General features: G+C 69.7%; 16 protein-coding genes. 5 read left to right on the forward strand and 11 right to left on the reverse strand.

Features of this window, described 5'->3' with window-relative positions; translation table 11 throughout:
* Nucleotides 1-18: 18 nt before the first annotated feature.
* The 3 genes from GC106_RS30115 to GC106_RS30125 are packed head-to-tail and all read right to left on the reverse strand — an operon-like array spanning nt 19 to nt 1,925.
* Entirely contained in the window at nt 19-585 is a 567-nt protein-coding gene (locus GC106_RS30115) for a GNAT family N-acetyltransferase (RefSeq protein WP_173137628.1), read from the reverse strand.
* 18 nt (nt 586-603) lie between these two features.
* Nucleotides 604-1,260: a potassium channel family protein gene (locus tag GC106_RS30120; RefSeq protein ID WP_173137630.1), complete on the reverse strand. Its 657-nt coding sequence runs from the start codon at nt 1,258-1,260 to the stop codon at nt 604-606.
* A complete protein-coding gene (locus GC106_RS30125) occupies nt 1,260-1,925 on the reverse strand; it encodes a potassium channel family protein (protein ID WP_173137632.1) in 666 nt (221 codons plus the stop codon). The genes GC106_RS30120 and GC106_RS30125 overlap by 1 nt, the downstream gene beginning before the upstream one ends.
* 93 nt (nt 1,926-2,018) lie before the next feature.
* Here GC106_RS30125 and GC106_RS30130 point away from each other — a divergent pair, with 93 nt between their 5' ends.
* Both GC106_RS30130 and GC106_RS30135 read left to right on the forward strand, forming a co-directional pair.
* Nucleotides 2,019-4,019 (forward strand): APC family permease, encoded by a 2,001-nt coding sequence (locus GC106_RS30130; protein WP_173137634.1) that lies wholly within the window; start codon nt 2,019-2,021, stop codon nt 4,017-4,019.
* The gene (locus GC106_RS30135) at nt 4,016-5,254 is read left to right on the forward strand and encodes a class I SAM-dependent RNA methyltransferase (protein ID WP_312872964.1); all 1,239 of its coding nucleotides are present in this window, start codon (nt 4,016-4,018) and stop codon (nt 5,252-5,254) included. The genes GC106_RS30130 and GC106_RS30135 overlap by 4 nt, the downstream gene beginning before the upstream one ends.
* Here GC106_RS30135 and GC106_RS30140 read toward each other — a convergent pair.
* The 3 genes from GC106_RS30140 to GC106_RS30150 all read right to left on the reverse strand — a co-directional run bounded on the left by GC106_RS30140 (nt 5,238) and on the right by GC106_RS30150 (nt 8,680).
* Nucleotides 5,238-6,713, reverse strand: a complete 1,476-nt coding sequence (locus tag GC106_RS30140) for an aldehyde dehydrogenase family protein (protein WP_173137818.1) — start codon at nt 6,711-6,713, stop codon at nt 5,238-5,240. The genes GC106_RS30135 and GC106_RS30140 overlap by 17 nt on opposite strands.
* 86 nt (nt 6,714-6,799) lie before the next feature.
* Nucleotides 6,800-7,207 carry a hypothetical protein gene (locus GC106_RS30145; protein ID WP_173137638.1) on the reverse strand — a complete coding sequence of 136 codons (408 nt, stop codon included), beginning with the start codon at nt 7,205-7,207 and terminating at the stop codon, nt 6,800-6,802.
* A 90-nt stretch (nt 7,208-7,297) separates the two neighbouring features.
* Nucleotides 7,298-8,680: a hypothetical protein gene (locus GC106_RS30150; RefSeq protein WP_173137640.1), complete on the reverse strand. Its 1,383-nt coding sequence runs from the start codon at nt 8,678-8,680 to the stop codon at nt 7,298-7,300.
* Nucleotides 8,681-8,866: 186 nt separating this feature from the next.
* On the opposite strand from GC106_RS30150, the gene dxs reads away from it, so the two are divergent.
* The 3 genes from dxs to GC106_RS30165 are packed head-to-tail and all read left to right on the forward strand — an operon-like array spanning nt 8,867 to nt 12,589.
* The gene (gene dxs, locus GC106_RS30155) at nt 8,867-10,783 is read left to right on the forward strand and encodes a 1-deoxy-D-xylulose-5-phosphate synthase (RefSeq protein ID WP_173137642.1); all 1,917 of its coding nucleotides are present in this window, start codon (nt 8,867-8,869) and stop codon (nt 10,781-10,783) included.
* 4 nt (nt 10,784-10,787) lie between these two features.
* Nucleotides 10,788-11,465 carry a response regulator transcription factor gene (locus GC106_RS30160; RefSeq protein ID WP_173137644.1) on the forward strand — a complete coding sequence of 226 codons (678 nt, stop codon included), beginning with the start codon at nt 10,788-10,790 and terminating at the stop codon, nt 11,463-11,465.
* Nucleotides 11,462-12,589 (forward strand): sensor histidine kinase, encoded by a 1,128-nt coding sequence (locus GC106_RS30165; protein ID WP_312872967.1) that lies wholly within the window; start codon nt 11,462-11,464, stop codon nt 12,587-12,589. The genes GC106_RS30160 and GC106_RS30165 overlap by 4 nt, the downstream gene beginning before the upstream one ends.
* Nucleotides 12,590-12,698: 109 nt before the next feature.
* Here the strand turns inward: GC106_RS30165 and GC106_RS30170 are convergent, their stop codons facing one another.
* The 5 genes from GC106_RS30170 to GC106_RS30190 all read right to left on the reverse strand — a co-directional run bounded on the left by GC106_RS30170 (nt 12,699) and on the right by GC106_RS30190 (nt 19,088).
* Nucleotides 12,699-13,064 carry a peptidase inhibitor family I36 protein gene (locus GC106_RS30170; protein ID WP_173137646.1) on the reverse strand — a complete coding sequence of 122 codons (366 nt, stop codon included), beginning with the start codon at nt 13,062-13,064 and terminating at the stop codon, nt 12,699-12,701.
* Nucleotides 13,065-13,156: 92 nt separating this feature from the next.
* The gene (locus GC106_RS30175) at nt 13,157-13,960 is read right to left on the reverse strand and encodes a DUF72 domain-containing protein (protein WP_173137822.1); all 804 of its coding nucleotides are present in this window, start codon (nt 13,958-13,960) and stop codon (nt 13,157-13,159) included.
* A 35-nt stretch (nt 13,961-13,995) separates the two neighbouring features.
* Nucleotides 13,996-15,534 carry a CehA/McbA family metallohydrolase domain-containing protein gene (locus GC106_RS30180; protein WP_173137648.1) on the reverse strand — a complete coding sequence of 513 codons (1,539 nt, stop codon included), beginning with the start codon at nt 15,532-15,534 and terminating at the stop codon, nt 13,996-13,998.
* Between the two features lie 258 nt (nt 15,535-15,792).
* The gene (locus tag GC106_RS30185; protein WP_312872969.1) at nt 15,793-17,868 is read right to left on the reverse strand and encodes a 3-hydroxyacyl-CoA dehydrogenase NAD-binding domain-containing protein; all 2,076 of its coding nucleotides are present in this window, start codon (nt 17,866-17,868) and stop codon (nt 15,793-15,795) included.
* Entirely contained in the window at nt 17,865-19,088 is a 1,224-nt protein-coding gene (locus GC106_RS30190) for a thiolase family protein (RefSeq protein ID WP_173137650.1), read from the reverse strand. Before GC106_RS30190 ends, GC106_RS30185 begins: the two co-directional genes overlap by 4 nt.
* Nucleotides 19,089-19,685: the final 597 nt, after the last annotated feature.

Below are 19,685 nucleotides of genomic sequence, written 5' to 3' on the forward strand. Positions count from 1 at the left end.
TAGAACGCCGATAAACACTCACGAGGGGTGAGCACGCCATTCGCTGGCGAGGAGGGCGTAGACGATCTCGTCGGTCCACTCGCCCTTGACGAACTCGTTCTGGCGGAAGTGCGCCTCCTGGCGCATCCCCAGCTTGGCAAGCACACGCCCGGACGCGGCGTTGCGGCCGTCGAGCCTGCCGATCACACGGTGCGCCTTCAGTTCCTCGAACGCGATCCGCAGCAGCGGGCGGGCGGCCTCGGTGGCGAAGCCGTGGCCGTAGTGGTCCGGGTGCAGCACGTACCCGATCTCGGCCTGCCGGTGCTCGCCCGGCAGCCAGTTGAGCACCACGTCGCCGATCATCGCGCCGGTGTCCTTGCGCACCACCGCCAGCATCAGCGAGTCGCCGGGCTGGTCCAGCCGGGACATCTTGGCGATCCGCTCGTCCAGTTTCGCCTGGACCTCAGCACGGCTCATCGCCTCGCTGTAGAGGTAACGGTTCACCTCCGGGCGGGACCGGATGTCGTACAGCTCGTCGAGGTCGGCGGGGGTGAAGACACGCAGCCAGAGCCGGTCGGTCTCGATCTTGTCAGGAGGGGCGAACACCCGTCCGACACTATCCGATCACGACCCCAGAGCGGTCCGGATCTGGTGCTCCACGCTCGCGGCCGCCACGAACAACAGCTCGTCACCGGGCTCGAACGTGTCGTCCGGCTGCGGCACGATCACCCGGCCGCCGCGCAGGATGGTCACCAGCGCCGCGTCGCGCGGCAGGGACACCTCCTGCACGGGCCTGCCCGCCAACGGTGTGTCCTCCGGCAGCGTCATCTCGACGAGGTTGGCCTGGCCCTGGCGCAGGGTCAGCAACTGCACCACGTCGCCGACGCTGACCGCCTCCTCGACCATCGCGGCCAGGATGCGGGGTGTGGACACGGCCACGTCGACGCCCCAGGCCTCGGTGAACAGCCACTCGTTGGCCGGGGCGTTCACCCGCGCGACCACGCGGCGCACCGCGAACTCGGTCTTGGCCAGTAATGAGACCACCAGGTTGACCTTGTCGTCGCCGGTCGCCGCGATGACCACGTCGCACAGCTGCAGCCCGGCGTCCTCGAGCGAAGACAGCTCACACGCGTCGGCCAGCACCCATTCGGCCTGCTCGACGGTGTGCGGCTCGAACTGGGCGGCCTGCCGTTCGATCAGCATCACCTGGTGCCCGCCGGCGACCAGCTCGGCGGCGATGGACCGGCCCACGGCACCGGCGCCCGCGATCGCGACCCGCATCAGTTCTCCTCTTCCGGTGGCTGCGCCGCCGCATTGGTGATGTCACTGACCGTGCCGGACAGCGCCGCCACGTAGATCACGTCGTCAGCCTGCACAACTGTCTTGGCGTTGGGAAGCACCCCGGTGCCGAACCGCATGATGAACGCCACACGCGCGCCGGTGGCTTCCTCCAGGGCGCTCACGCGCTTGCCCGCCCATGACTCGTGCACGGGCAGTTGCAGCACGGCGACCTTGCCCGACGGCTCCCGCCACGCGGACGCCACGCCGTCCGGGAGCAACGTCCGGAGGAAACGGTCGGTGGTCCACGGCACGGTCGCGACGGTCGGGATGCCGAGCCGCTCGTAGACGGCCGCACGCTTCTCGTCGTAGATCCTGGCCACGACGTGCTCGACGCCGAACGTCTCCCTGGCCACCCTGGCGGAGATGATGTTCGAGTTGTCGCCGCTGGACACCGCCGCGAACGCACCCGCCCGCTCGATCCCGGCCTTGATCAGCACGGTCCGGTCGAACCCGATGCCGACCACCTGCGAGCCGCGGAAATCCTGGCTCAGCCTGCGGAACGCCTGGACGTCCTTGTCGATGACGGCGACCGTGTGACCGAGCCGCTCGAGCGCGGCGGCGAGCGACGACCCGACGCGGCCGCAGCCCATGATCACCACGTGCACGACCAGCCTCCTAGAAGATCTCTCCAGCCGTCCGGCAAGAACCTACCGTCCGGTGCTCCACCTGGGTGACGGGAGGACATACTCTGTGATCCCGTGTCGAAGTTCTCAACCGCCGCGAAGCGCCTCCTGGTAGGCCGGCCCTTTCGCAGCGACAGCCTGGGCCACACGCTGCTGCCCAAACGGGTGGCTTTGCCCGTGTTCGCCTCGGATGCCCTGTCCAGCGTGGCGTACGCGCCGCAAGAGATCTTCCTGACCCTGAGCATCGCCGGCATCGCCTCGTTCGCTTTCGCGCCGTGGATCGGTCTGGTCGTCGTCATCGTGCTCCTGACGGTGGTCATGAGCTACCGCCAGAACGTGCACGCGTACCCCAGCGGCGGCGGTGACTACGAGGTCGCCACCGTCAACCTGGGCCCGAAGGCGGGCGTCACCGTCGCGAGCGCGCTGCTGGTGGATTACGTCCTTACTGTCGCGGTGTCCATTTCGTCCGCCGCGGACAACCTCGGTGCGCTGGTGCCGTGGATCCACGAGAACAACGTGCTGTTCGCGGTCATCGCGATCGTGCTGCTGACCGCGGTCAACCTCAGAGGCATCCGGGAGTCGGGCACCGCCTTCGCGATCCCGACGTACGCGTTCATGATCGGCATCTTCGCGATGCTCGGCTGGGGCTTCGTCCGCACCCTGGTGCTCGGCGACGACGTCAAGGCCGCGAGTTCTGGGCTGGAACTGCACGCGGAGAACGACCACCTGGCCGGTTTCGCCCTCGTCTTCCTGGTGCTGCGGGCGTTCACCCAGGGCTGTGCGGCGCTGACCGGTGTGGAGGCGATCAGCAACGGCGTCCCGGCGTTCCGCAAGCCGAAGTCCCGCAACGCGGCGACCACGCTGTTGATGCTCGGCACCATCGCGGTCACCATGTTCATGGGCGTGATCTTCCTGGCCCAGCTCACCGGCGTCGTGCTCGCCGAACACCCGGAGACCCAGCTGGCCAACGCGCCGCAGGGCTACCAGCAGCAGACCGTGATCGCGCAGCTGTCGCAGGCGGTGTTCGCCGACTTCGTGCCCGGCTACTTCTTCGTCATCGTGTTCACCGCGCTCATCCTGGTGCTCGCGGCGAACACCGCGTTCAACGGTTTCCCGGTGCTCGGCTCGATCCTGGCGCAGGACCGGTACCTGCCGCGCCAGCTGCACACCCGCGGCGACCGGCTGGCCTTCTCCAACGGCATCCTTTTCCTGGCGGGCTTCGCCATCCTGCTGGTGATCGCGTTCGACGCCGACCCGACCAAACTGATCCCGCTGTACACCGTCGGCGTGTTCGTCTCGTTCACGCTGAGCCAGAGCGGGATGATCCGGCACTGGAACCGCTTGCTGCGCACCGAGACCGACCCGGCCGCCCGGCGCAGGATGCGCCGCTCCCAGGGCATCAACGGGTTCGGCCTGGCGATGACCGGCACCGTGCTGGTCATCGTGCTGGTCACCAAGTTCCTGGTCGGCGCGTGGATCGCGATCGCCGCGATGACCGCGATCTTCGCGTTGATGACCGGCATCAAGAAGCACTACGACCGCGTCGCCGACGAACTGCGCGAGGCCCAGGACGACCGGCCGATGGTGATGCCGTCCCGCAACCACGCGATCGTCCTGGTGTCCAAACTGCACCTGCCGACCCGGCGCGCGCTGGCGTACGCCAAGGCGACCCGGCCGGACGTGCTCGAGGCCGTGACGGTCAATGTGGACGACCGGGACACCCGGATGCTCGTGAAGGAATGGGAGTCCAACGGGTTCAAGATCCCGCTGAAGGTCATCGAGTCGCCGTACCGCGAGATCACCAAGCCGGTGCTGGACTACGTCAAACGGATTCGCACGAACAACCCGCGTGACGTGGTCACGGTGTTCATCCCGGAATATGTTGTCGGTAGGTGGTGGGAGCATCTGCTGCACAACCAAAGCGCGTTGCGGCTCAAGGGGCGGCTGTTGTTCCAGCCTGGCGTGATGGTCACCAGCGTGCCATGGCAGCTGGCGTCCTCCGAGAAGGTGCACGACCGGGCCGTGATCGCGCCCGGATCAGTGCGGCGTGGACTGCACGGCGAGGACGACAAGTGACCACTGGGGAGAAACTGAACTGGAAGGGCCGCAGGCTCGACGTGCACGTCGGCCCGGTGGCCCACGGCGGCCACTGTGTCGCGCGGCACGAGGGACGTGTTCTCTTCGTGCGCCACGCGTTGCCAGGGGAACACGTGACCGCCGAGGTGACCGAGGACAAGGGCGGCTCGTACTGCCGTGCGGACGCCGTGGAGATCCTGTCCGCGTCGCCCGATCGGGTACAACCGCCGTGCCCGCTGTCCGGGCCCGGTGCCTGTGGCGGCTGCGACTGGCAGCACGCTTCCGGTGAGGCACAACGGCGGCTGAAGGCCGCTGTGGTGTCCGAGCACCTGAGCAAGGCGACCAACCGGGACATCGACGTCACGGTCGAGGAGCTCACCGGCGGGCTGCTCGGCTGGCGGACCCGCGTGCGGATGGCCGTCGGTTACGACCGGCTGCCCGGTTTCCACCCGCATCGCAGCCACGGCGTGATCCCGGTCGGGCACTGCCCGATCACCGTGCCCGGGCTCGTCGAATCGGTGGCGGGCCAGGAGTTCGCCAAGGACAGCGAGATCGAACTGGTGCGGGACGGCAGCGGGCGCATCCACGCCCGCCAGGTCAGGCTGGTGCGCGGTTACCGCGGCCGGATGCGGTGGGAACGCACACCGATCGCCGGGGACGGCGGGGCGGTCGAGTTCGCCGCGGGCAGGCACTGGGAGATGGCGGCGTTCAACTTCTGGCAGGTCCACCCGGCGGCCGCGGACACCTTCGCCGCCGCGGTGGGGGAGTGGACCCAGGCGTCGCCCGGATCGTGCGCGTGGGACCTCTACAGCGGTGTCGGGCTGTTCGCGTCCGTACTGGCCGCCCAGGTCGGGCCGGCCGGGCGGGTGGTCGCGGTCGAGCAGGCCGGACAGTCCTCAGTGGACTCGGCACGGCTGCTGGCCGACCTGCCGCAGGTCACGTCGGTCGCCCGGAAGGTCGAGCTGGCGCTGCGGGACGGGTCGCTCGACGGCCCCGACCCCGAGGTGGTCGTGCTCGACCCGCCACGCAAGGGCGCCGGGCACGAGGTCGTGGACACCATCGCCGCCCGACGGCCCACGCGCGTGGTCTACGTGGCCTGCGACCCCGCGGCGTTGGGCCGGGACGTCGCCCGGTTCATGCTGCGCGGGTACCGGCTGGACCAGGTCCGCGCCTTCGACGCGTTCCCCATGACCCACCACGTCGAGGCGGTCGCCCTGCTCAGTCGGGGCGACTGAACCAGTACTGCGGCCCGGGCTTGAGGTTCTGGTAGATGTGCTTGGCCTCCTGGTACTCGGCCAGTCCGGCGCGGCCGAGTTCCCGGCCGACGCCGGAGCGCTTGAACCCGCCCCATTCGGCCTGCGGCAGGTACGGGTGGTAGTCGTTGATCCAGATCGTGCCGTGCCGAAGCCGCGCGGCCACGCGCTGGGCCTTGTCACCGTCCTTGGTGAACACGCCACCCGCCAGGCCGTAGTGCGTGTCGTTGGCGATACGGACGGCGTCGTCCTCGTCAGTGAACCGCTCCACGGTCAGCACAGGGCCGAACGCTTCCTCACGGACCGCATAGGTGCCCTGCTTGACGTCGGTGAGCACCGTCGGCAGGTAGTAGAAGCCGTCCTTGAGGCGCTCGTCCTGCGGCCGCCAACCACCCGTCCGCAGCGTCGCGCCCTCGGTCATCGCCGCGGCCACGTAGTGCTCGATCTTCTCCAGGTGCGCCGCGGAGATCAACGGGCCGGTCTCGGCGTCCGGGTCGAACGGGCCGCCCAGCCGGATCCGCTCGGTCCGCCGGACCACTTCGTCGACGAACTCGTCGTGCAGCTCGTTCTGCACGATCAGCCGCGCACCGGCCGAGCAGACCTGGCCGGAGTGCAGGAACACCGCGGTGATCGCGTAGTCGACCGCGGTCTCGAAGTCCGCGTCGGCGAACACGATGTTCGGGTTCTTCCCGCCGAGTTCGAGCGCGACCTTCTTGACCGTGGCCGCGGCGGCCGCGGCGATCCGCGTGCCGGTCGCCAGCCCGCCGGTGAACGACACCAGGTCGACGTCGGGATGCCCGGCCAGCGGCGCCCCCGCCTGCGCCCCGGCACCGAGCACGAGGTTCGCCACCCCGTCCGGCAGGCCTGCCTCCTGCAAGGTGCGCATCAGCATGATCGCCGTGCTGGGCGTGAGCTCGCTCGGCTTCAGCACGAACGTGTTCCCCGCGGCGAGCGCGGGGGCGACCTTCCAGATCGCCTGCAGCAGTGGGTAGTTCCACGGCGTGATCAACCCGCACACGCCGACGGGTTCGTACACGATCCGGCTGGAGACGTTCGGATTGCCCGCGTCGACGATGCGGCCGGGTTCGTTGGCCGCGAGCTTGCCGAAGTAGCGCAGGCACGCGACCACGTCGGCCATGTCGTACTCGCTCTCGACCAAGCGTTTGCCTGTGTCGAGGGATTCGGCCCTGGCGTAGGCGTCCTTGTCCCTGGTGATCAGATCGGCGGCGCGCAGCAGCAGGTCGCCGCGCTCGGCCGCCGGAGTGCCGGGCCACGGGCCGTTGTCGAAGGCTCTGCGGGCCGCGTCGATCGCCGCCTCGGTGTCGTCGCCGTCGGCCTCGTCGACCGTCGCGACCAACGATCCGTCGGCCGGGCACCGGATCTCCCGCGTCCCGCCGGCGAGCGCGGACATCCACTCGCCCCCGATGAACAGCTCGGCCATCAGCACTCCGATCTTGTCTCGCGGCAAGCCTCAACCCTACGGGCTTTTCCAGCGATTCCGGGGAAGTGCCACCATGCGCAACAGGATCAGGTGCGGTAGCCGAACTCCGCCTCATGGAAGACGTCACTGTCCTGCGTGGACTCATAGGCGACGCCGCATTCCTGGCTGAGCGCCGCGTGCCCGAGATTGGCGAGCGTGAGCCACGCCGTGATCAGTCCGCCGATCAGCAGGAAGACCCCGACAGTGCCCGCGCCCGCCCGGAACGCCCACGCCACGAGCATGGCCACCGCCAACGTGATCGCGGCGGTGAGCACCGCCCGGACGAGGTAGGTCCGCCGCTCGCGCGCCACGTCTTTGCGGGACGCGGCGTAGATCGCCACAGTCGCGCCACACTGCCAGCACTTCACAGTCACGACAGCCGGTTCGGTCTCGTGCCGCTCGAGCGAGTAGACCTCACCGCCCGCCGCGTTCAGGTGCGTCACCCGCGCGGACACATGGTTCGCGATCCGTAACAAGCCCCGCCTTTCTCCCCGGTCTCCATGATCCTCCGCCGGTCGGCGGTGCCGGGCAAGCGGCCGCCCGGGCTACTGCTGCCCCGGCTGAGGCGGCGGCAGCGTGCCCTCCGGCGGCATGCTGCTGACCAGCCCACCCGGTTCGGCCTGCGCGGACAACCCGGACGGCGGGGCGTCCGCGGCGCCTTGCGGGCCGAATCCGGGGTCGTCCGGTGTTCCCGCTCGGGCAGGACCGGGCGGGGTGCTCGGTGGCGCACCCAGCACTGAGACACCGGTCGGACCCAGGGAGAACCGCATACCGAGGCCAGGTGGGGACAGCGGCGTGCCGCCAGGCGGAGTACCTGGTGGTGCACTGTGGGGCGGTTGAAGTGGTGTGGCTGGTGATCCTGCCGCCGGTCCGGTCTGGCCAGGTGGTGGAGTCGGTGTGCTGCCGGGCGGCGTGCTGGGTGGTCCGCCGTGCGCGGGCGGTTGAGGCGGTGTGCCTGTGGTGCCGGGTGTGAAGGGCGTGCCTGCTGGTTCGGCTTCGTTTGGTGGTGGATGTGGCGTGCCGCCTGGTGCCGCCGGTCCGGCGTGGCCGGGAGGTGGAGTCGGTGTGCCGCCGGGTGGGGTGCTGGGTGGTCCGCCGTGCGCGGGCGGCTGAAGCGGTGTGCCTGCGGCGCCGGGCGCGAAAGGCGTGCCTGTTGGACCGGCTTCGCCTGGCGGTGGAAGTGGTGTGCTGCCAGGTGGCGTGCCTGGTGGCGTCGGTGCGGCCTGGCCAGGTGGTGGAGTCGGTGTGCCGCCGGGTGGGGTGCTGGGTGGTCCGCCGTGGGCAGGCGGCTGAAGCGGCGTACCTGCGGCGCCAGGCGCGAAGGGCGCGCCTGGAGGCCCGGCGTGGCCTGGCGGTGGAAGTGGTGTGCCGCTGGGCGGCGTGTTCAGCGGCCCGCCCGGTCCGGCTGCGGCGTGGCTGTGCGGCGGCAGCGGAGTGCCACTGGGCGCCCCGGCCGGACCCATGGGCGGAGACATCGGTGGCCCACCCGCGGGGCCGGGCACGGGCGGCAGGCCCGCGCGGGCCCGCAGCCACTCCGGAATGTGGGCATCCTCACGGGGGAACTGGCGCAGCTCGTCCTGGAAACCGATCGGCGGCGGCACCCGTCGCCACCGCGGCTCGGTGTCCGGCTCGAACTCCGCGCTGAACTTCGACGGGTGATCCAGCAGGTAGACGCCGGAAAGCCAGGTACCTCTGCCCGGCCGGTACATCGCCGTGCGCAACTCGCCGAACAGTTCGACCACGTCCATCGGCGGCCGGATCGGGAACGGCTGGCCGTCATCCCCCGTGACCGCCACGTCCACCTCGATGTGCCGGCCCGCCGACCGGTACTCCGCGCGGATCTGCTTCCAGTTCGGCGGTGCCGCGCCGAGTAGCGCCCGGCCGATCCGCCTGATCAGCTGCTGCTGATCACCTTCTGGCACGCTCATCTCCCCCGGTCCTCCCTGACCACAGCGTTCCTGCAGGGACCTTACAACTTACGGGCCGCCGGGAAGGCCAGGTTCGTGCCGCCCGGGCCGTATTCCCGCGCCGTCCGTAGACTGGCTGGAAGCCGGTTGGGGCGGGAAGCCGGGCGGACGAGTACGGAGTGGAGCGACTCAGACGAGGTGGAAGCAGTGACTCTGCTGGAGAACCTGCACGGGCCGACCGACTTGAAGCGCCTCACCGACGAGGAGGTGGTCCGGCTCGCCGGCGAGATCCGCTCGTTCCTGGTCGAAAAGGTGGCCAGGACCGGTGGGCATCTCGGGCCCAACCTGGGAGTCGTCGAGCTGACCCTCGCGGTGCACCGGGTGTTCGACTCGCCGAGTGACGCGATCGTGTTCGACACCGGGCACCAGAGCTACGTGCACAAGATCGTGACCGGGCGCGCCGCGGGGTTCGACACGCTGCGCCAGCGCGGCGGCATGTCCGGGTATCCGTCGCGTGCGGAGAGCGAGCACGACCTGGTGGAGAACAGCCACGCCTCCACCGCACTGTCCTATGCCGACGGTCTGGCGAAGGCGTTCCAGCTGCGCTCGCAGCGTCGGCACGTGGTCGCGATCGTCGGGGACGGTGCGCTGACGGGCGGCATGTGCTGGGAGGCGTTGAACAACATCGCCGCGGACCGCACGCGCCCCGTCGTGATCGTGGTCAACGACAACGGGCGGTCGTACGCCCCCACCATCGGTGGGCTGGCCAATCACCTCGCCTCGCTGCGCCTGCAACCTGGCTACGAGAAGGTGCTCGAAGGCGGCCGCCGCGTGCTGCAGAACACCCCCGTCGTCGGTAAGCCGGTCTACGCGGCGCTGCACGCGGCCAAGCGCGGGATCAAGGACGCGCTGAGCCCGCAGATGATGTTCGAGGACCTCGGCCTGAAGTACGTCGGCCCGGTCGACGGGCACGACGTGCACGCCATGGAAGCCGCGCTGCGCCGGGCCAAGGAGTACGGCGGGCCCGTCGTGGTGCACGCGGCGACCCGCAAGGGCAACGGCTACGCGCCCGCCGAGAACCACGTGGCCGACCAGATGCACGGCATCGACGTGATGGATCCGGTCACCGGCGAGCCGGTCAAGCCCAAGAAGGCGACCTGGTCGTCGGTGTTCTCCGAGGAGCTGCTGCGGCTGGGCGCCGACCGTGAGGACATCGTGGCCATCACCGCCGCGATGCTCGGCCCGACCGGCCTGGACAAGTTCGCGGCCCGGTTCCCCGGGCGCTGCTTCGACGTGGGCATCGCCGAGCAGCACGCGCTGACGTCCGCCGCAGGCCTGGCCATGGGCGGCCTGCATCCGGTGGTCGCGGTGTACGCGACGTTCCTGAACCGGGCGTTCGACCAGTTGCTGATGGACGTCGCGCTGCACAAGCAGCCCGTCACCGTCGTGCTGGACCGCGCGGGCATCACCGGCCCGGACGGCGCCAGCCACCACGGCATGTGGGACATGTCGATCCTCGGCACGATCCCGGGCATCCGGGTCTGCGCGCCGCGGGACGCCGCCACACTGTCCGAGCTGCTGCGCGAAGCGACCGACGTGGACGACGGCCCGACCGTGCTGCGGTTCCCGAAGGCCGCGGTCGGCCCGGACATCCCGGCGGTGGACCACGTCGACGGCGTGGACGTCCTGCGCCGCCCAGCCGAGGGGGAGGACATCCTCCTCGTGGCGGTCGGCGTGTTCGGCGAGCTCGGCCTGGCCGCCGCCGAACGACTCGCGGACCAAGGCATCGGCGTCACGGTCGTCGACCCGCGGTGGGTGACTCCCGTGCCCGCGGTGCTCGTCGAGATGGCCGCACGGCACCGGATGGTCGTGACCATCGAGGACGGCGGCAGGCACGGCGGTTTCGGCTGGGCGCTGGCCGCGGCGATGCGGGACGCCGAGGTGGACGTTCCGCTGCGCGACCTTGGTGTGCCGCAACAGTTCCACGAGCACGGCACCCGTGCGGAGGTGCTCGCCGACCTGGGCCTGACCGCGCAGAACGTGGCCAGGCGCGTGACCGAGTGGGCCGCGGGCAGGCTCGGTGAGCCGGCCGCCGCCGAAGTTCGAGCGTCCACGAAGGACTGACCACGTGCGAGTTCTGGTAGTCGAGGACGAAGAGGCGCTGGCCGAGGCGATCGCGCGCGGCCTGCGCCGGGAGGGCATGGCCGTCGACGTCGCGCTGGACGGCGACGCGGGGCACGAGAAGTCCACGATCACGCGGTACGACGTGGTCGTGCTGGACCGTGACCTGCCCGGCATGTCCGGTGACGAGCTGTGCCGCGAGATCGTCTCCTCCGGCGCGCTCACCCGTGTGTTAATGCTGACCGCGAGTGGCACGGTGGAGGACCGCGTCGAGGGCCTGTCTCTCGGCGCGGACGACTACCTGGCCAAGCCGTTCGCCTTCCCCGAACTGGTCGCCCGCGTGCGTGCCCTGGCCCGCCGCGCCACACCGGCCACCCCGCCGGTGCTGACCGTCGGCGACCTCGAGCTCGACCCGGCCAAGCGCACGGTGAGCCGGGCGGGCCGCGCCGTCGAGCTGACCCGCAAGGAGTTCGGCGTCCTGGAGGTCCTGCTGGCCGCGGGCGGGTCCGTGGTGAGCAGTGAGGAACTGCTCGAACGGGTCTGGGACGAGAACGCCGACCCGTTCACCACCACGGTCCGCGTGACCGTCATGACCTTGCGCAAGAAGCTGGGCGAACCCGGTCTGATCGACACCGTGGTCGGCTCCGGCTACCGGGTCCCGGTGGCCGGTACCGAAGCGGGGTGACCACCCGGCGCGGGCTCAGCCTGCGAGTCCGTATCACGTTGCTGGCCACCGGTTTGGCCGCTGCCGTCAGTGCGATGTTGTTGTGGCTCGGCTGGTTGCTCGCCGGGGACGCGGTCGGTTCCGTGCCGACCCTGTCCGGGGACACGCCCGTCGTGGTGAACGGCAGGCAGGTCGACGCGTCCCGACTCGCCAAGGTGCTCCAGGAAGACACCCGTGAACGCATCCTGATCTTCGGCTCCCTCGCCTTCGCCGCTGTGGTGGCTGCCGCGGCCCTCCTTTCCTGGACTCTGACCGGACGGATCCTCCGGCCGTTGCGGGAGGTCACCTCGACCGCCCGCCGGCTGTCCGCCGAGTCCCTCGGTTCCCGCATCGCCTACGAAGGCCCACGCGACGAACTCGCCGAACTCGCCGACACCTTCGACGCCATGCTCGCCCGCCTGCAGGCGGCTTTCGAGTCACAGCGCCGCTTCGTGGCCAACGCGAGCCACGAACTGCGCACGCCGCTGTCGGTGATCCGCACCGAACTGGACGTCACCCTCGCCGACCCGGACGCGGACGTCGCCGAACTGCGCCGGATGGCAGGCGTGGTGCGCGCCGCCACCCTGCGGTCCGGTCAGCTCGTGGACGCCCTGCTGCTGCTCGCCCGCACCGACGGCATGGGCCTGGGCGTCCGCGAACCCGTCGACCTGGCCAGCACGGTCGCCACCGCCTGGCACGGTGTCCGTGCCGAGGCGGAGCCGCGCGGCATCATCCCGACCTTCCATGCCGCTCCGGCGCCCGCGGTCGGCGACCCGGCACTACTGGAACGTGTCGCCGGTAACCTCCTGGAGAACGCGGTCCGTCACAACGTGGACGGCGGATGGATCGATGTTCGTACGTCAGCGACCCCGGAGTGGGCGACGCTGCGCGTGAGCTCCTCCGGCCCGCACATCGACGCCTCGCGCGTCGCTGAACTCTTCGAGCCCTTCCGCCGCGGCGGTGTCGACCGCACGGCCCAGTCCGGCACCGGCTTGGGCCTGTCGATCGTGCGAGCCGTCGTGATCGCCCACCACGGCCAGGTCAGCGCCTACCCCGTGCCCGAGGGCGGCCTGTCGGTCGAAGTGCACCTCCCTGCCAAACTGTGATCGGTGTGGTCATGGTCGGCGAGTCGACAGGGGCGGCCGTCACTCGCGCTCGAAGTCCTATAAGGACACCTTCAGGTGTCGCCACTTGCGGGTCGCGGCAGGCATGGGGCTACTCCCAGATCTGGATGGCCTTCACCACGAACGGTGCGTCGGGCACGAACGTCCCGGCTCGGGGATACGTGGTGAATTCCGCCTCGGTCGAGCAGGTTGTTCCTTGGTAGACAGTGACATCCTTGGTCAGGCGGTTGGCGAGTGACTTGGCGACCACACCACCCAGCGAGACACACTCGCCGGGATTGGCGGTCTCCAGGGTGAGTCTGACCGGGGTACCCGCGTAGTTCTCCTTGGGCCAGGCGCAGAATTCGCCCCGGTCGCACTTCGGTACGGCGTCGGCCGTCGCGGCGGGTGCCGCCGACAGCACAGTGCCCGCGGTGAGCAGGCTGGTGAAAAGGGCGCGCTGAACAAGCTTCGACATGTGAGATCCCCTTGGTGACGGCGACCACCCGTTGGTCGCACCGCTCCAGGTTGCCGCGTCCGGGGCGCCGGTGTCCGCGAAATCCGGATCGATCACTCTATCGTGTTGAGCGGGAGGCGTTTTCGTAACGCTATGGCGTCACCGGGGGCCTTCACTTTGATGTCGTTGTCGAAGTAGACGTACACGTCCGTGTTCCACCGCCGGATCTTGTCCGCCCACATGTCAAGCGCCTCGTCGGAGTACCCGCTGGCGTACAGCTCGACATCACCGTGCAGCCGGACGTAAGCGAAATCCGTTGTGACGTCTTCCAGATACGGGAACTTCCCCGCCGTGTCCGCGACGACGAGCGCGATGTCCTTCCGGCGCAACAGGTCCACAAAGGCCGGATCGAGGAAGCTGGGATGACGGACCTCGATGGCGTGCCGGATCGGACGGTCCGCCGGCACTTCGGTCCAAGAGCGACCGTCCAGCCGCGAGTCGTGGTGTGCGGCCAGCGACGCGGCCTGCGTGGTCGACCGTGGCAGCAGGTCGAAGAAACCGGACAGCAGGCCGGCGTCGAACGGGAAGTTGCCGGGGAACTGCCACAGGACCGGCCCGAGCTTGTGCTCCAGCGCCAGCATCCCGGAGGCGAAGAAGTTGGCCAGCGGCGTCTCGACGTCCCTGAGCCGCTTCATGTGCGTGATGAACCGGCCGCCCTTCACGGCGAACACGAAGTCGTCCGGCGTCTCGGCGGCCCAGCGCCGGTAGCTGGACGGCCGTTGCAGGGAGTAGAAGGAACCGTTGATCTCGACCGAGTCGACCTGGCGCGAGATGTACTCCAGTTCCCGCCGGTGCGGCAGGCCTTCTGGATAGAACACGCCTCGCCACGGCGGGTACAGCCAACCCGAGGTCCCGATCCGGATCACAGGTCAGGTGTACCCGCCAGGAGCCGTCACCACACGTCGACGAACACCGGGTTGGTGTAGCACCACAGGTCCTGGAACGGATCGGAGTCGCCGATCACGTCCGGCGCGGGCTCGATGCCGCCAGGGGCGTGGCGGTTACCGTCCGTGCCGCGCACACGTGCGTAGAAAGGCGCGCGGACGTCGCGGAAGGTGTGCTGGAACAAAACGGTGTGCCCGGGCCACCAGCGCGGCTGGAAAGATTGCGCTACTCTGGTCGCAGGGGCGGACACAGCATCCGGTGAAGCGGTTCCGGTGATGAGGCCTTGGATCAGGTCGAGACGGCGTAGTTGGGGAATGGAACCGCTTCCGTTGGGACGACAGGCCATTCGGGCCGCGATGACGACAGTGACGGACGAACCCCGGCGGACACGGATGCGGTCGCCGTACGTGGCGGACTGACCATCGCCATGAACGGCTACTTCGAGGTTGTCGACGAGACCGCCATGGGTGACCCAGATGCGGCCGGCGCGTAGGGCGGACGCGACGGCACTGTGGGTCCGTGCGGTGGCGCCGGCATAGGTGCGGCTGAACTCGCCGGGGTAGAAGTCGGCGTAGGGCGCGAGCAGGTGGGGCACGCCGGAATCGACCGGGTCCGGATACTTCCCGGTCTTGTCGTAGTAATCACCGGGCACGGCCGGCCGGGCCAGCACGTCGCCCCTGTTGTAGTGGGAGTCGGAGTTGCTGGTGATCCAGAAGCCTTTGCCCTCAGCGAGAAGGGAGTCCCAGATGCCGCCCAGCTTCGCGGTCATCCAGTCGAACCCGCCGTAGGTGCGGTAGGCCTCGGCTGGATATCCGGGCCACGAGTCGGTACCGGGGTTGTTGACGTAGCCGCCGCGTGCGCCGCCATTCCCGTCAGGTTTCGGGAAACCGTCGGCCTGCGCGCCGGGGGCGCCTTCCATCCCGATGGCGAGGCCGGTGTCGCGTAAGGCCCGCAGCTCGTGCGGGGCGACGCGGCCGTTCCGGCTGGGGTGGTTCACGACGACGATCGGGTCGCGCGTGTTCTGCCGTAGCCACCGCACCGCTGCGATCGCCTTGGCTTCGTTCTCGGCCGATCCCGAGCCGGAGTCAGTCAGGCGGGAGTCGTACGTGCGCTCGAACGTGCGCAGCAGCGTCGCTTCGTCCGCGCCGGGCGCGAAGAAGACGGTGGCGTGCTCGGCGCCGGGCACGTTCCACTCGATGCCCTGCCACAACAGGACATCGCGATGTTTCCGGCGTGCGGCGCGGACGTCCACATTGGTCGGCTCGACCGAGGACTTCTCGTGCGCGGGATAACCGTGGTCGGTGATCACCAGCCAGTCGGCACCATGCAGCCGGGCGCCCGACACGACATTGTCCACGGTGTACATCGCGTCATACGAGTACTGCGTGTGCGTGTGGTGATCGCCGACGAGCCAGCGGTACCGGGTGCGGCCGAGCAACCGGCCCAGCTCACTGGTGATGTCAGCCGAAACCGGCGGCGCGGCGGCCAGGGAAGTACCGGCCACCGCCGCGCCCAGGATGAAGAATCGTCTCCGGGAGGACCTCATGAGCCGGACGTTATGTGTCCGACATGGCCACAAGATGGCCGCCGGATGGCGCACGACCTGACAGGGAACCAGTACGGGCATGGCCCGGTGGAGGGCAGATATGAGCGGTGCCTCGGGGCAGCGACGAACCGCGGAAAAGCCTGGCAGCCAACCGCGATCACACGGGGGCGCTCGGCAGGCGTCCACATGCGTGGCTCGGCCTCTGCCGACGCGCAGTCGGCAGGTGGCCCCTGACGGGGCAGGGGCCACCTGACAGGACTAGCGGGGAACGCTCGCCACCCCGGGCTCAAGGAACCGCTTGCCCGTGACGCGCTCCGAAACGCCGCTGCGGTCGAGGTAAGGCGTGATCCCGCCGAGCCAGAACGGCCAGCCGGCGCCGAGGATCAGGCACAGGTCGATGTCCTGTGCCTCGGCGACGACGCCCTCGTCGAGCATGCGGCGGACCTCGTCGGCCAGTGCGGCCAGGGTGCGGTCGAGCAGCTGCTGCGAGGTGGACGGGGAGTCACCGGCCTGCCAGAGCGCCGCGACCTCCGGGTCGAGGGTCTGGTTGCCCTGCGCGTCCCATTGCCACACCGCGGTCTTGCCCGCTTCGACGAAGCGCTTCATGTTCTCGCTGACGCCGAAGCGGTCGGGGAACGCGTTGTGCATGATCTCGGCGACGTGCAGGCCCACGGCCGGGCCGACCAGTTGCAGCAGGATCATCGGCGTCATCGGCAGGCCGAGTGGGTCGAGCGCGTGGTCGGCCACGTCGAACGGCGTGCCCTCGTCCAGTGCCGCGGTGATCTCGCCGAGGAAGCGGGTGAGCAGGCGGTTGACCACGAACGCGGGCGCGTCCTTGACCAGGACCGACGACTTCTTCAGGTCCTTGCCGACCTTGAACGCCGTCGCCAGGGTGGCGTCGTCGGTCCGGTCGGCGCGGATGATCTCCAGCAGCGGCATGACCGCGACCGGGTTGAAGAAGTGGAAGCCCACCACGCGCTCCGGGTGCCGGAGCTTGGCCGCCATGTCCGTGATGGACAGTGAGGAGGTGTTGGTCGCCAGCACGCACTCGGCCGAGACGTGCTCCTCGACCTCGGCGAAGACCTGCCGCTTGACTTCCAGGTCCTCGAAGACGGCCTCGATGACGAAGTCGGCGTCGGCGAACGCCGCCTTGTCCAGCGAACCGGACACCAGGGCCTTCACCCGGTTCGCCTCGTCCGGCGAGATCCGCTTCTTGCCCTGCAGCTTGTCGACCTCGGTGTGCACGTAGCCGACGCCCTTGTCCACACGCGCCTGGTCGATGTCCGTGAGCACCACGGGAACGTGCAGGCGGCGGGCGAACAGCAGTGCCATCTGGGACGCCATCAGGCCCGCCCCGACGATGCCGACCTTGGTCACCGGACGGGCCAGCGACTTGTCCGGCGCGCCCGCCGGGCGCCGGGCGCGCTTCTGCACGAGGTTGAACGAGTACAGGCCGGCGCGCAGTTCGTCGCTCATCACGACGTCCGCCAGCGCCTCGGTCTCGGCCGCGTAGCCACGGTCCAAGTCGTTGTGCCGGGCCAACTCCAGCAACTCGACGGCCTTGGCCGGACCGGGGGCGGCGCCGTGGGTCTTGCCTTCCACGATGGCGCGGGCGCGGGCGATGGCCGCGTCCCATGCCTCGCCGCGGTCGATCTCCGGGCGCTGCACGGTGGTCTTGCCGTTGACCACGTCGGCCAGCCACAGCAGCGACTGCTCGAAGTAGTCCGGCGAGTCCAGCAGCACGTCCGCGATGCCCAGCTCGAGCGCCTGCTTCGGCTTGAGCATCTTGTTCTGGTTCAACGCGTTCTCGATGATCACGGTCACCGCGCGGTCCGCGCCGATCAGGTTCGGCAGCAGCTGTGTGCCGCCCCAGCCCGGGAACAGACCGAGGAAGCACTCCGGCAGGGCGATCGCGGCCACGTTCGACGCGATGGTCCGGTAGTGGCAGGACAGCGCGAGCTCCAGGCCGCCACCCATCACCGCGCCGTTGACGAACGCGAACGTCGGCACTTTGGAGTCGGTGAACTTGCGGAACACGTCGTGCCCCTGCTTGCCGATCTCCAGTGCCGTCTCGCGGTCGGTGACCTGGCCGACACCGGTCAGGTCCGCGCCGACGGCGAAGATGAACGGCTTGCCGGTGACCGCGATCGCGGCCGGGTCGGCCTGCACGGCCGCGTCGAACGCGGCGTCGAGGCTGGCGAGGCCTGCGCGGCCGAACGTGTTCGGCTTGGTGTGGTCGAAGCCGTTGTCCAAGGTGATCAACGCGACCGGCTTGGCCAGGCCGGGAACCCGGATGGTGCGGGTGTGGGCGTGGGTCACAACTTCGTCGGTCACTTGCCGCTCCAGTGGGGATTCTCCCAGATCACGGTGCCACCCATGCCGATACCGATGCACATGGTGGTGATGCCGTAGCGCACCTCGGGGTGCTCGGCGAACTGGCGGGAAAGCTGCGTCATCAGCCGCACGCCGGACGAGGCGAGCGGGTGGCCGGTGGCGATCGCGCCGCCCCACTTGTTCACCCGCGGGTCGTCGTCGGCGATGCCGAAGTGGTCGAGGAACGCCAGTACCTGCACGGCGAACGCCTCGTTGATCTCGAACAGGCCGATGTCCTCGATGCTCAGCCCGGCCTTCCTGAGCGCCTTCTCGGTCGCGGGGACCGGGCCGACGCCCATCACCTCGGGCTCGACGCCCGCGAAGGCGTAGCCGACGAGGCGCATGCCGATCGGCAGGCCGAGCTCGCGCGCGGTCTCCTCGTCAGCCAGCAGCGCGCCGGTGGCGCCGTCGTTCAGACCGGCCGCGTTGCCCGCGGTGACCCGGCCGTGCGGACGGAACGGCGTCTTGAGCTCCGCCAGCGCTTCGACGGTGGTGCCGGGGCGAGGCGGCTCGTCCTCGGTCGCCAGGCCCCAGCCCAGCTCGGCGGAGCGGGTCGCGACAGGCACGAACTCCGGGCCGATCTTGCCGGTCTTCACGGCCTCGGCGTACTTCTCCTGGGACGCGGCGGCGAACTTGTCCGCGCGCTCCTTGGTCAGGTGCGGGAAGCGGTCGTGCAGGTTCTCGGCGGTCTGGCCCATCACGAGCGCGGACGGGTCGACCAGCTTGTCGGCGAGGAACCGCGGGTTCGGGTCGACGCCCTCGCCCATCGGGTGGCGGCCCATGTGCTCGACGCCGCCGGCGATGGCGACGTCGTACGCACCGAAGGCGATACCGCTCGCGGTGGTGGTCACGGCGGTCATGGCGCCCGCGCACATCCGGTCGATCGCGAAGCCGGGCACCGACTTCGGCAGACCGGCCAGCAGCGCGGCGGTCCGGCCGATGGTCAGGCCCTGGTCGCCGATCTGGGTGGTCGCGGCGATCGCGACCTCGTCCACGCGCTCCGGCGGCAGCTGGGGGTGCCTGCGCAGCAGTTCGCGGATGACCTTGACGACCAGGTCGTCCGCGCGGGTCTCGGCGTAGATGCCCTTCTTGCCCGCCTTGCCGAACGGCGTGCGTACGCCGTCGACGAAGACGACGTTGCGAAGGGCTCGCGCAGCACTGGTAGGTGCTGGTGCGGCCACGGCAAGTCCTCCCTCGTGTCTCTGGGTTACCCGCCGGTAGGGGCGGCCGTGGCCTCAACTCTAGTCCTTGTTACCCGTCGGTAACTACAGTGGTCCCCCTGTCGTGTGTGTCACGGTCTGGCCGCTGGGCGCGGCCTCCGGCCCCCGGAATCCACGCTACTGACGAGCCCCGACAAAAACGGCACGAGCGCGGTCGCCGACGCCCGAGTTGTCCACAGGCAGGAGTTGTCCACAGGTGCCATTCGGCCAGGCTTCCGTCCCCCGCCCGGATGCGAATAGCCTGAAATCAGGGGTCCCCCATGCGGGCGGGCAGAGGTCCGTGACGCGCTGGGAGCGGTTCCAGGGTCGGCGTGCCGGGGGAGGCCAGGGGGCGAGCACGGCCCGGAGGATGCACGCGAGGATCGTCGGTTCGAGCTGTTCCGGCTGGTCGCGTGAGGAGCTGAGCGCCGAGCTTGGGCTCGCGGCATGGGCTGAAGCCGCAGGCACCAATGCTGGTCGCGTGGGAGGGTGGGCCCGAGCTCGGGCCTGCGTGTGGGCTGAGCCGCGGGATCGGTTGCGGGGGCTGACCGTGTTGGACGGGCTGGGCGCCGCGTCTGT

The sequence above is a fragment of the Kibdelosporangium persicum genome (assembly GCF_013280595.1).
Taxonomy (GTDB): domain Bacteria; phylum Actinomycetota; class Actinomycetes; order Mycobacteriales; family Pseudonocardiaceae; genus Kibdelosporangium; species Kibdelosporangium persicum.

What these genes read in the sequence shown, in the direction of transcription:
- GC106_RS30120 (WP_173137630.1), bottom strand. Translation starts at nt 1,260, where the DNA reads ATGCGGGTCGCGATCGCGGGCGCCGGTGCCGTGGGCCGGTCCATCGCC.
- GC106_RS30140 (WP_173137818.1), bottom strand. Translation starts at nt 6,713, where the DNA reads ATGGCCGAGCTGTTCATCGGGGGCGAGTGGATGTCCGCGCTCGCCGGC.
- GC106_RS30150 (WP_173137640.1), bottom strand. Translation starts at nt 8,680, where the DNA reads ATGAGCGTGCCAGAAGGTGATCAGCAGCAGCTGATCAGGCGGATCGGC.
- GC106_RS30170 (WP_173137646.1), bottom strand. Translation starts at nt 13,064, where the DNA reads ATGTCGAAGCTTGTTCAGCGCGCCCTTTTCACCAGCCTGCTCACCGCG.
- GC106_RS30180 (WP_173137648.1), bottom strand. Translation starts at nt 15,534, where the DNA reads ATGAGGTCCTCCCGGAGACGATTCTTCATCCTGGGCGCGGCGGTGGCC.